11 protein-coding genes are annotated in these 12,035 nt (G+C 64.7%); 5 read left to right on the top strand and 6 right to left on the bottom strand.

Features of this window, described 5'->3' with window-relative positions:
* Positions 1–351: 351 nt before the first annotated feature.
* Both QU596_RS07535 and QU596_RS07530 read left to right on the top strand, forming a co-directional pair.
* On the top strand, positions 352–1,044 hold the full coding sequence (locus QU596_RS07535) for a pirin family protein (RefSeq protein WP_308514607.1): 693 nt from the start codon (positions 352–354) through the stop codon (positions 1,042–1,044).
* A gap of 136 nt (positions 1,045–1,180) precedes the next feature.
* Complete coding sequence (locus QU596_RS07530) at positions 1,181–2,464, top strand: hypothetical protein (protein WP_308514605.1); 1,284 nt, start codon at positions 1,181–1,183, stop codon at positions 2,462–2,464.
* Here the strand turns inward: QU596_RS07530 and QU596_RS07525 are convergent.
* From QU596_RS07525 to QU596_RS07500, 6 genes are all read right to left on the bottom strand, one after another.
* A complete protein-coding gene (locus tag QU596_RS07525) occupies positions 2,461–3,078 on the bottom strand; it encodes a DNA-3-methyladenine glycosylase family protein (protein ID WP_308514603.1) in 618 nt (205 codons plus the stop codon). The two genes, QU596_RS07530 and QU596_RS07525, sit on opposite strands and share 4 nt — an antisense overlap.
* Positions 3,078–3,821, bottom strand: a complete 744-nt coding sequence (rlmB, locus tag QU596_RS07520; protein ID WP_308514601.1) for a 23S rRNA (guanosine(2251)-2'-O)-methyltransferase RlmB — start codon at positions 3,819–3,821, stop codon at positions 3,078–3,080. Before rlmB ends, QU596_RS07525 begins: the two co-directional genes overlap by 1 nt.
* Positions 3,822–3,861: 40 nt before the next feature.
* Positions 3,862–4,281, bottom strand: a complete 420-nt coding sequence (locus QU596_RS07515; protein WP_308514599.1) for a hypothetical protein — start codon at positions 4,279–4,281, stop codon at positions 3,862–3,864.
* Between the two features lie 42 nt (positions 4,282–4,323).
* A complete protein-coding gene (locus QU596_RS07510) occupies positions 4,324–4,665 on the bottom strand; it encodes a hypothetical protein (protein ID WP_308514597.1) in 342 nt (113 codons plus the stop codon).
* A 71-nt stretch (positions 4,666–4,736) separates the two neighbouring features.
* Positions 4,737–5,351 carry a response regulator transcription factor gene (locus QU596_RS07505; protein WP_308514596.1) on the bottom strand — a complete coding sequence of 205 codons (615 nt, stop codon included), beginning with the start codon at positions 5,349–5,351 and terminating at the stop codon, positions 4,737–4,739.
* A gap of 185 nt (positions 5,352–5,536) precedes the next feature.
* Positions 5,537–6,124, bottom strand: a complete 588-nt coding sequence (locus QU596_RS07500; RefSeq protein ID WP_308514594.1) for a TetR family transcriptional regulator — start codon at positions 6,122–6,124, stop codon at positions 5,537–5,539.
* Positions 6,125–6,263: 139 nt separating this feature from the next.
* Between QU596_RS07500 and QU596_RS07495 the strand changes: the two genes are divergently transcribed.
* The 3 genes from QU596_RS07495 to QU596_RS07485 are packed head-to-tail and all read left to right on the top strand — an operon-like array spanning position 6,264 to position 12,022.
* Positions 6,264–7,430 carry an efflux RND transporter periplasmic adaptor subunit gene (locus tag QU596_RS07495; protein WP_308514592.1) on the top strand — a complete coding sequence of 389 codons (1,167 nt, stop codon included), beginning with the start codon at positions 6,264–6,266 and terminating at the stop codon, positions 7,428–7,430.
* Positions 7,431–7,433: 3 nt separating this feature from the next.
* The gene (locus tag QU596_RS07490) at positions 7,434–10,637 is read left to right on the top strand and encodes an efflux RND transporter permease subunit (RefSeq protein ID WP_308514590.1); all 3,204 of its coding nucleotides are present in this window, start codon (positions 7,434–7,436) and stop codon (positions 10,635–10,637) included.
* Entirely contained in the window at positions 10,634–12,022 is a 1,389-nt protein-coding gene (locus tag QU596_RS07485) for an efflux transporter outer membrane subunit (RefSeq protein ID WP_308514588.1), read from the top strand. Before QU596_RS07490 ends, QU596_RS07485 begins: the two co-directional genes overlap by 4 nt.
* Positions 12,023–12,035 lie beyond the last annotated feature (13 nt).

Raw genomic sequence — 12,035 nt, 5'->3', positions numbered from 1 at the left:
CTGTTGGATGCAGCGACACGCGGTTCCAAACCTCGCCGCCACGGCTGGACCCCAGAGCGCCAGTTGTGCTTTCTCGATACTCTTGCGTGAACGCGCAATGTCGCCCGTGTCGCCGCTGCGGCGGGGCTGAGCCCGAAGAGCGCCTATCGCCTGCGCCCGCGCTGACGGGGTATTGTTCGCGGCCTTGTGCGATCGCGTGGTGCGTGCATCCAACGAAGCGCCGAAGGTCACGAAGTGGCCCCCCCTGTTTCGACACGTTAAGGGCGATGGTGCGTGACCGTGGCGAGGGTGAAGCGAGGCGGTGTCATCGGTGACACTTGATGGGGCTGCGGAAGGCGCCAAATTCCATCCATGATCGACATCCGCCCCTTCGCTTCGCTGGGCCACGCCGACCACGGCTGGCTCGATGCCCGTCACCATTTTTCGTTCGCGAATTACTACGACCCGTCCCGCATGGGCTGGGGCCGCATTCGTGTGTGGAACGACGACAAGATTGCGGCGCAGACCGGCTTCCCGCCGCACCCCCACCGCGACATGGAAATTGTCACTTACGTCCGCACGGGCGCAATTACCCACCAGGATTCGATGGGCAACAAGGGCCGCACCGGCGCCGGCGACGTCCAGGTGATGAGCGCTGGCACCGGCGTCACGCACGCTGAGTATAATCTCGAGGACGAGCAGACGACGTTGTTCCAGATCTGGATTGAAACGGACCGCCCGTCCGCGCCGCCGAGCTGGGGCGCGATGCCGTTCCCGAAGGAATCGCGGAACGGCGTCTTCCAGTTGCTGGCCAGCGGCGATGCCGATGACGGCGCCCTGACCATCAACGCCGATGCCCGCATTCTCGGCGCGACCGTGAAGGCCGGAGAATCGATCGCGATCGACGCCGATCCCGCGCGTCATCTCTATCTGGTGCCGAGTGCCGGCGTCCGTGTGAACGGCGTTGCCGCCGCGGCGCGCGACGGCGTTGCCATCACGGGCGAGCAACGCATCGAGATTGCCGCCGACGAAGATGCCGAGCTGGTTTTGGTCGACGCCCGATAACGTCGTAACCGCTTGAGTCTGGAGCGGTTCATCGAAGCTGTGCTTGTATCACGGACGCGACGCGGGCATGGGCGCTCGCGCCGCGATACGTGACGGCAACCCAGGCAGAGCGGGATTGATGAGGGCGGGTTTGCGCTTGAAGAGACTATTTGCGGCAGGGGCGTTGCTCCTGCCCGCGGCGGCGCTTGCCCAGAACACGGCGCAACCGGCGCCCGCCACCACCAACACGACGACGCCGGCCACCGACGCGGTCGGCCCGCGCGAGCTGCAGAATTTCAGCCTGCCCGGGACGAAGACCCGCCCGGCCGATGAGGCACCCTCGACAACCACGGTGCCGTCGACGCAGCGTCCTCAGGCCGAGACGGCGGAGACGACAGCGAGGTCTGCGCCGGCCCCGGCACGGACGCAGCGAACGGAAACCGATCGAACGGCAACTTCTGCCGTTCGAACGACCGCGGCACCAGCCGTGACAGCACCGTCCGTTGCAGTGCCGGTTGCGTCCCCGCCGACGCAGAACCTGACCACCGGATCGGCAAGCGATCCCTTCGCCGCCACACCGCAGCCGTCGACCGGCGCGCCGCCACCCCCGGCGCCTCCCGCAACGACGACGACGGATAGTTCGAAGCTGTGGCTGCTCCCTTGGCTTGCCGCCGCCGGTGCACTGATTGCGGGTATTGCACTGCTCGCCTGGCAGCGTTCTCGGTCGCGAATGTCCTATGCCGGCGCTCCGCAGTTTGATGCGTTCGTCGCGCCCGAGCCAGCGCCGCTTCGTCCCGCACCCCGTGCGGCGGCACCGGTTCCACCTCTGCCGCGGCCTGAGCCAGCACCCACGCCCGAACCGCCGCGGTCCGAACCGTCAGCATTCACGTGGCGACCCGCCCCGCCGCCTGTTGCGACTACCCCAGCGGGCATCGTGGCCTCCCGGCTTCGGCCCAACATCGACCTCATGATGCGTCCGCTTCGCTGCACGATCGACGACGCGCAGGTCACCATCGACTTCGAGATCGAGCTGCACAACGGCGGCACCGCGCCAGCCCGTGCCGTCCTTGCCGAAGCCAAGCTGATTAACGCAGGGGCGACGCAGGATCAGGAACTCGATGCGTTCTTCGCCCGGCCGACGGTCACGGGGCAGGGGGTCGACGCCATTCCTCCGATGCGCAGCATGACCTTCACCAGCCAGGTCGTGGCCCCGCGGGGCGCGTTGCAGGAATATGAGCTGGCGGGCCGCAAGACCTTCGTTCCGATCATCGCCTTCAATGCCATCTATGAATGGGGCGGTTCGAAGGGTCAGACCTCGGCCGCCTTCCTCGTCGGCCGCGACACGGGTGGCGAGAAGCTCGGGCCGCTGCGTGCCGACGACGGGCCAAAGGAAGTGACGCGGCTCGGGACTCTTGCCTTACCGAACCGGCTGGCGGCTTAGAGCACCGCGCTATTGTAGCTGTGCCAGGCAAGCACTGCCGCGGCACCGCGATAGGGGCGCCACGCCTCGGCAAGCTCGCGAAGCTGCTTCTCGGTGGGTTTATCCGGAAGGCCGAGTAGCCTCCCAATCTCGACGAGGACAGCAAGGTCGCCCGCCGGGAACACGTCTGCCCGACCTTCGGCGAAGAGTAGGTAGATTTCCGCCGACCAGCGGCCGATCCCCTTGATCTTGGTGAGCAGCGCAATGGCTTCTTCGTCGTCGGCCGGCAGATTGGCGAGGTCGAGTTTACCCGACAGCACCAGCTCGGCGAGGCTGCGAATATAGCCGGATTTCTGCCGCGACATTCCCGCAGCGCGCAGTTCCTCGTCGCTGGCCGCGAGGAGCTTGGCGAGGTCCGGCGGCGAGCCAAATGCGCCTTCGAGCTTGGCCCACATCGAGCGGGCCGCGGCGACGCTGACCTGCTGTCCGACGATGGTGCGAAGCAGGGTTTCCGCCCCGGGTTTGCTATTGCGCGGCTCGGGCATCCCGAGTTGGGCGATGACCTTGGCGAAGGCAGGCTCGCGGTCGGCGAGGGACGTTAGATGGGCCTCGATGCTCTCGGTCGTGCGAACCATCAGGCAGTCGCCGCAGCGTACATCGCAACGGCGGCGGCGTTGGACACATTGAGACTCTCAATGGCGTCGCTGATCGGAAGCTTGGCGAGCGCATCGCAATGCTGCCGGGTGTTGTGGCGCATGCCCTCGCCCTCGGCGCCCAGCACCAAAGCGACGCGCTGTGGTCCGAGCGCGTCCTTGAGTTCCGTCTCGGCGTCGCCTGCCAGTCCAATTCGCCAAAACCCGGCCTCGGCAATCTCCTCAAGCGCCCGCGCCAGGTTGACAACCCGCACCCACGGTACCCGCTCCAAGGCCCCCGACGCCGCTTTGGCGACTACCCCGCTCTCCGGGGGAGCATGGCGGTCCTGAGTGACGATTCCGAGGGCACCGAATGCTGCTGCCGAGCGAAGGATGGCACCGACGTTGTGCGGATCCGTCACCTGGTCGAGCACCAGCAACAAGGATCGATCCGGCGGCTCGGCCAGCAATCCGTCGAGCCACACATCCTCGAGCGGCTCGACTTCAATAACGACGCCCTGATGCGGCGCATCGTTCGGGACCAACCGGCCGAGATCCGGAGCCTCCGCCATCGTGACTGGCACGTCTTTCGGGAACTGCATGAACGCCGCGGCTTCGCGCGTTGTCCAAGCCTTCAAAATCCGGCGATTGGGATTGTCGAGCGCCGCCGCAACGGCATGCTTTCCCCACAGTCGCGGACGGTTCGGCGTACCATGACTTTGATGAGATTTCTTGCGCCGGGACATGCCGAGCGGCTTAGCTTTGTCGCCGCGGCTGTCCAGCCCACTAGGCGTATTCGCGCTGCAATCGCCGGTGCGACCGCCAAGTGCCGATCGCAAGGATGATGACGATCGGGTAGCCCCAGAACATCAGCGCTGCCCCATAGGCCCGTGGAAAAAGTCCGGCATCGACTGCCCGGACGAGGTGACCGAGGATCGTCGTCAGCTGCAGCCCCGCGATCCACAACGGCCAGAAGCGATCCGACTGCAGGGCGACCCACAGAAAGCCGAGAAAGACGATCACGTCGACGGCGGCGACAGCGCCCTCCAGACCCTCAAACCGTTCGTGCACGGGGGATAATGCGAGTGTCGTGGCAATAACACCGGCGACGAGAATGACCCCAACCCTTCGCTCGTCGCGACGCCCTCGCCAGAACGCGAAAAGGGCGACGAGCAGCAACAGGATTCTAAAAAGGTTTGGAGCCATTTCTCACCCGTCAATCATGACGATGCCCGGGGTCAACGGGAATCAGGCGACGATGCGAAGGTTGGCCGACCCCTGCGCCGGCGGACATTCGTTGTCGCCGATGGCAAGGGTACGAAGGCCGGGAATCGTCTTTCGCGTTTCCACCAACGCAGCGTGGCAGTTGGCGATGCTTCCGCGGGCATTGACGATCCCGGCGGTCGCGGCGGCCAGCAGTTCGAATGGCGCATGACTGTTCACAAATCCCACACCGGTGGCGGCCCTGGCGCGAACCATCCGCGCCTGAAGCTCAGCGAGTTCTGCAAGCGTGGCTTCAATGCTGTCTTCAACGGCACGGACCTGCGTGGCCAGTTCGTGAGCGGCGTGTTCCATCATCTGTTTGCGCATGGCTGTTCCTTTCCGACGGGTTCCGCGTCGGAGGGGCGTCGACCGATACTGAGTAATGGCCCGCCCTGCGGCTAGCCTTTGAGAAGCCGCGCCAGGCTTTCGAGTCCGGCGAGATACATGCCCGCCGAAAAGGCCGATCCTATTGCGATGGTCGCGACCCAAAACAGCCGCTGGCCAGCGCTCATCTCATTCCGGGGATTGCTCCTCGTCGCGAACGGCGGTTGCAGGGAAGACCGGAATGAAGCGGGCCTCTGCTCGGTTAGGAAACCAGCGTCTCCGACCTCCCCTGCACGGTCAGCGTGCCGAATCTGAATACTGACCGTGGCTTCTGGTTGATCGGTTTCGATCTGGTCGGGAATGTGCGGCGATTGATGTATCAATCGCTGATATTCCCCCTCGGGAGCCGGAACATGCTGAGCGACGAGGCGGGCTGCCTGCGTGCGCCGCTCCACGCCAAGCGTTGCAAGGGCCTGGCGAATCCGTTGGTCCACGGTGTGCGGGGAAATGCCGAGCTCGGCGGCGATTTCCTTCGAGCTCCAATGGCGGTCGACAAGGCGAAGGCAAGCAAGCTGACCCGCGTTCAACTTGCGAACCCGAGCGGTCACGTCGTCGTCGAATGGAACCAGGCCGATCGGCCCTGCGCGCCTACCGCGCGTCCCGTCCGGATCGTCCAAGGAAAATCTCACTCCGCTCAACATGCGGCACTCCCGAGCTGGGTCGCCACACCCTAAATTGCTATCCTTAGTAAGGCCAGCTTCGCCCTGAATTCCAGCCATTTCAATCACATTAATCAGTCAAATGAATGGCAGATTGCGGGGAATAAATCGTTCGAAACGAACCAATCGCATCCCATAGCGCCAAGCAGCGTCGATCAGTTCTCGGCGATGGCCGCGCTAAACAGGCGCTCGAGCCGGGCGCGGAATCGATCTTTCTCCTGCACCGCAAGGCTGTCGGCAGCCATGATCGCGTCGACCACCTTCACGCCCAAAAGTACGGCTAGGAGCGCTCGGGCACGGCCCTTGGCGTCCGGCGCACCGATGATCTTCGCGATCGGGCCGACGAGATCGCGCTCGATCCTCTCCCTCACGATCGGACAGGCGATCGGCGACGAGGCTGAGCGGAGGGATATCAGCAGCTTTTCCGGATGATCCTGACCCTTCTCGGGCGTGTCGCTGACGATCAGCGAGGCGAGGTAAGCGGGCAGTTCTTCGCGGGACACGTTGAATTCGGGCGGATTGGGCGGCTGCGACTGAAGGACTTCTCGGAACAAGCCTTCCTTGTTTCCAAAGTAGCGGCCGATCAACGCCACATCGACGCCGACGTCGCGGGCGATTTCACGCAAGCCCACGTTCTCATACGATTCACGCGCGAAGTGCCGGCGTGCCGCAGCGAGAATCTCGCTTCGGGTCGTCGTGGCGCATTTGCGCCGCCGGAAATCGCAACGGCCCGCCATCATCATGCGAAGCGTCCTACCATCTGCTCGCGTTTGTGCAATTAACGCGCTCCGATATGTCCACAGTCGTTGACTTGTGATGAACAGCAATTAGATGGGCGCCGGACTCGTAAAGCAAAACGCGAGCGAAAAGGGGTAACAGAGCTTGTCTCGCACGCTGGCCGCGGTCGCGGCTCTTCTCATTCTCGCCGCCTGCGGAAAAAAGGAGCAGCCGGCACCGCCGCCGCCGACCGTGACAGTAGCCACGCCGGTCCAGCAGAATATCGTCGATTGGGACGAATATGTCGGGCGCTTCGAAGCCATCAAGGACGTCGAGGTGAAGCCGCGCGTCTCCGGCTATCTGACATCCGCCAACTTCCGCGATGGTGATTATGTGCGCGCGGGGCAGTTGCTGTTCACCATCGATGCTCGCCCGGCGCGAGCGCAGGTCGACCAAGCGCGAGCTCAGCTGGCACGGGCGCAAGCAGTCGTCGTCAATGCGCGCACTGAGCTGGCGCGGTCGCAGACACTTGCGGCGCAGCGGGCTGCGAGCACCGAAGAGGTCGAGCAACGCCGTGCGGCTTTGCGAGCTGGCGAAGCCGATGTCGCGGCCGCCCGCGCGACGTTGCGGGCGCAAGGGCTCAACCTGGGCTTCACCCGTGTCACTGCGCCGATCAGCGGACGCGTCTCGCAGCGCCGGGTCGATCCGGGCAATGCCGTCACCGCCGACCAGACCGTGCTGACGACGATCGTTTCGACCGACCCCATTCACTTTGCCTTCGACAGTTCCGAGGCGTTGTTGCTTCGCTACCAACGGCAGGCCGGGAGCAGTCTCGGCCGCGAAGTCCGCATCCGCCTCGCCGACGAGAGCGACTTCGTCCGTCGCGGCCGGCTCGACTTCGTCGACAATGCGATCAACCCGCAGGCGGGGACGATCCAGGCCCGGGCAATCGTGCCGAATACCGACGGCTTCATCCGACCAGGCATGACGGCGCATATCCGGCTTGCCGGATCCACGCCTTACACTGCGCTGCTGGTGCCTGACACGGCGATCGCCACGGACGGCGTTCGCCGTCTGGTTCACGTCGCGGACGCCAAGGGCAACGTGAAGGATCGGCCCGTCGAGCTTGGTCCGCTGATTGGCGGCCTTCGCGTCATCCGTCGCGGCCTTGCTCCGAACGATCTCGTCGTCATCGACGGCCTGCAGCGGATCATGCCCGGCCAGAAGGTCACCCCAAAACGCGGCAAGATCGCGCCGCCGGCTGCTGTGGAGACGCCGGAAACGCCGGTCCAGGCGCCGCCTGCCTCAAGCGCCACCGCTGCCGGGATCTGATCCTTGAACATTTCGCGCTTCTTCATCGATCGGCCGATCTTCTCGGCGGTGATCGCGCTGTTCATCATGCTGGCCGGCGCCTTCTCCTACTTCGCGCTGCCGCTCGCCCAGTATCCCGAGATCGCACCGCCCTCGGTCGCGGTGATCGCGGTATTCCCGGGGGCGACAGCGGAGACGATGGCGGAAACCATCGCTGCGCCGATTGAGCAGGAGGTGAACGGCATCCAAGGGCTGCGTTATCTGCGCTCGACCTCAACCCAGAACCAGACGCAGATCACCGCGACCTTCGACCCGGGCACGAATATCGATACGGCCCAAATCCTGGTGCAGAACCGCGTGGCGCTTGCCGAGCCGCGACTGCCCGATCAGGTCCGGCAGATCGGCGTCACGGTGACCAAGCAGCAGCCGGACTTCCTGCTGATTGCCGCGCTGGTTTCGACCGATCCGGCAATCGATACGGACTATGTCGGCAATTACGCCAATTCCAAGCTGCGCGACCGGCTGTTGCGGATCCAGGGCGTCGGCAACGTCCAAGTGTTCGGCGGTGGCAATTACTCTATGCGGATCTGGATCGATCCGGACCGCGCGGCTGCGCGCAACCTGACCGCGGACGAAATCATCACTGCCTTGCGGGGGCAGAACGTGCAGGTCGCCGGCGGCTCGATCGGCCAGGCGCCGTTCGGCAAGAACCGTCCGTCGTTTGAGCTTCCCGTCCAGGTGCAGGGTCGCCTGACCGACCCCAACCAATTCTCCGACGTCGTGTTGAAGACGGATACGCAGACCGGGGCGATCACCCGGCTGCGCGACGTTGCGCGCGTGGAGATTGGCAGCCAGGACTACGGTATTCGTGGCAAGTTCAGCGGCAAGAGCGGCGTCGCCATCGCGATCCAGCAGCTGCCCGGATCGAACGCGCTGAGCACGGCCGATGCGGTGCTCAAGGACCTGAAGGAAGCGTCCAGGGAATTCCCCGCCGGAATGGCTTACTCCATTCCGTACAACCCCACCGAATATGTGCAGGCGTCGGTCGACGAGGTGCAACGGACCCTGGTCGAGGCCATCGTCCTCGTCGTCCTCGTAATCGTCGTGTTCCTGCAAACATGGCGAGCGGCAATCATCCCGATCATTGCCATCCCGGTGTCGCTGGTCGGGTCGTTCGCCGTGTTGCTCGCGCTTGGCTTCACCATCAACACGCTGTCGATGTTCGCGCTTATCCTCGCGGTCGGCATCGTCGTCGATGACACGATCGTCGTGGTCGAAGCTGTCGAGAACCATATCAGAGAGGGCAAGACGCCGAAGGAAGCGGCGCACCTCACCATGCGGGAAATCAGCGGAGCGCTGATCGCCATTGGCCTCGTGCTCGTCGGGGTGTTCATCCCGACCGCCCTCATCTCCGGCATCCCCGGCATCTTCTATCGCCAGTTCGCCGTCACGATCGCCGCTGCCGGCGCCATCTCGACCCTGATGTCGCTGACCTTGTCGCCTGCACTCGCGGCGCTGTTGCTCAAGCCGCACCGCAAGGAAGGCGAGGAGAATGGCAGCCGCTGGATGCGACCGCTTCGCCGTGGCGCCGCGAAGTTCAACCGCGGCTTCGCGATCACGTCGGAAAAATATGGCTGGCTGACGACAAAAACTGTGCACCGGGCGTCGCTGATGCTGCTCATTTACGGCGGCTTGCTTGGACTGACGGCTTGGCGGCTCACCGCGACGCCAACGGGGTTCATCCCCGACCAGGACCAGGGCTTCCTGATCGGCGTCGTCCAGTTGCCGCCCGGCGCATCGCTCGACCGCACCAGCGACCTGGTCGACAAGGTCCGGAACATCGCGACGGCCAACCACGCAATCGTCGATTCCGCGCAGTTCGCCGGTCTCGACGGGTCGACATTCAGCGCGGCGTCCAACAGCGCCGTCATGTTCTTCCGACTGGCACCGCACGAGGACCGCAAGGCTGCGGACCAGAGCGCGGCGGCGCTGGCGGGCGCATTGACCGGTGCAGTGGCTGGCCAGATTCAAGGTGCGCAGGTCTTCTTCCTGTCGCCGCCGCCGGTTCCCGGTCTGGGTAACGGCAGCGGCTTCTCGATGATGATCGAGGATCGGTCCAACGCTGGTTATCAGGCGCTACAGGGCGCCACTTTCGCGATGATGGGCGCGGCTTCGCAAAATCAGGACGTCGCGCAGGTTTTCTCGCTGTTCAATACGGGCAGTCCGCGCATCGATGCCGATATCGACCGCGATCGCGCGCAATTGCTCGGCGTGCAGCCGCCACAGATCTATTCGGCGCTGGGCACCTATCTTGGGTCGACCTACGTCAACGATTTCAACTTGCTCGGCCGCACCTTCCGCGTGACCGCCCAGGCGGAGCAGCAGGCGCGCGACGACATCGCCGACGTCGGCCGGCTGCAGGTTCGTTCATCGTCGGGCGCGATGGTTCCGCTGTCGTCGGTCGCGTCGTTCCACTACGGCGCCGGCCCGGTCCAGGTGACCCGCTACAACAATTATCCGGCCGCCGAACTGCAGGGCCAGACGCCGCCGGGTAAAGCCTCCGGCAATGCGCTGAGCGCAATGGAAGGCATGGCGGCAAAAGTCCTTCCACCCGGGTTTTCTTACGAGTGGACGGGTCTCGCATACGAGCAGCGCTCCTCCGGCAACAGCGCGCCGCTGATCTTCGCGATCGCCGTCTTCTGCGTATTCCTTGTGCTCGCCGCGCAATATGAATCGCTGACCCTGCCCCTGGCGGTCATCCTGATCGTGCCAATGTGCATCCTTGCCGCAATCACCGGCATCAACATCCGCGGCATGGACAATAATATCCTGACGCAAATCGGCCTGATCGTGCTCGTTGCGCTGGCGGCGAAAAACGCGATCCTGATCGTCGAGTTCGCACGGCAGGGCGAGGAAGATCACGGCATGAATCCCTATGAAGCGGCGATCCACGCCGCGCGCTCGCGCTTGCGTCCAATCCTGATGACCAGCTTTGCTTTCATCTTCGGCGTAATCCCGCTGGTGATTGCCGTCGGGCCGGGCGCGGAGATGCGACAGGCCATGGGCACGGCGGTCGCTTTCGGCATGCTGGGCGTGACCATCTTCGGCCTGATTTTCACCCCAGTATTCTACGTCATCTGCCGGCACCTGGCGGACTTCGTGAGCAAGCGTGTTGCGCATCGCCACCATGCGCCGCCGCCGGAAGCGGAAGCAGGGACATCGGCATGAGGTTTCTTACGCTTGGCGCGGTCGCGCTTCTGCTGGCTGGTTGTGTCGTCGGACCCAACCACGTCGATCCGCGCCCGACGGCTCCTGCACAAACGCAGTTTTACTCCGCGCAATCGCCAAACTTCGTTCCGGCTGAGCCGCCCGGCAATTGGTGGAGCCTGTTCCGCAACCCGCAGATCGACTTGCTTGTCCGGCAGGCGCTAGCGGCGAACACCGATTTACGGGTTGCCGCGGCCAATCTGCGGCGGGCTCGCGCCGCGCTTCGCGAAACGCGTACGCAACGCCTGCCGAGCACGGATATTTCGGGCAGCGCGAGCTACGCGAAGCAGCCGGGCACGGACACAACCGAATATTATGATGCGGGCATCGACGTCGGGTATCAGCTCGACCTGTTCGGCCGGATCGCCCGCGCCATTCAGGCCAGCCGTGCCGATGCTGAAGCAACGCAGGCCGCGTACGACCTGGCCCGTATCACCGTCGCCGCCGAGACCACGCGCGCCTATGCTGATGTCTGTAGCTACGGCGATCAGCTGCAGGTCGCGCGTCAGACACTCAACGTGCAGGAACAAACGTTCGCCTTGACCCGGCGGCTGTTCGAGGGCGGCCGGAGCACTGCGTTGGAGACCAGTCGCGCCGGCGCGCTACTGGAGCAGACGCGCGCAGCCATCCCCACCTTGGAAGCGCAGCGCCAGACGGCGTTGTTCCGCCTGTCGGTGTTGACCGGCAAGCCGCCGGCGGAGTTCCCCCGCTTCGTCGAAGCTTGCGTTACCCCGCCAACACTGGCGCAGGCGATCCCAGTCGGCAGCGGCGCCACCCTTATCGCGCGACGGCCAGACATTCGTGCGGCTGAGCGGCGACTTGCCGCCGCGACTGCGCGGATCGGTGTTGCGACCGCCGATCTTTATCCAAGCGTTAGCCTAGGCGGTTCGCTCGGCTCGTCCGCGGCCGGCTCAGTCGGCGATCTATTTTCGGACAAGGGCTTCCGGTTCAGCCTTGGCGGCCTGATCAGCTGGAGCTTCCCGAATGTTGCTGCTGCGCGAGCACGCATCGCACAGGCTCAGGCGTCCAGCGACGCGGCGCTCGCCGATTTCGACGGCACCTGGCTGCGCGCGCTCGAAGAGACTGAAGGCGGCCTGACCCGCTACGCCAAGGAGCTCGATCGCCTGCAGGCCCTCAAGCGCGCCCGCGCCAACAGCAACGAAGCCGCCCGCATTGCGCGCCTTCGCTATCGCGCTGGCCGCGAGAGCTTTCAGGTCGTCCTCGATGCCGAGCGCGACGTGGCGCAGACCGATGCCGCCGTCGCTCAGTCCGAGGCGCAACTGTCGGACAATCTGATCGCGCTCTTCCTGGCACTCGGCGGCGGCTGGCAAACACCAGCCGCTTAGGCGGACCTTTAAA

This window comes from Sphingomonas flavescens, assembly GCF_030866745.1.
GTDB classification, from domain to species: Bacteria; Pseudomonadota; Alphaproteobacteria; order Sphingomonadales; family Sphingomonadaceae; genus Sphingomicrobium; species Sphingomicrobium flavescens.
Note: the sequence above shows the minus strand (reverse complement) of the source record. Positions and strands in the feature narration are given on the sequence as shown.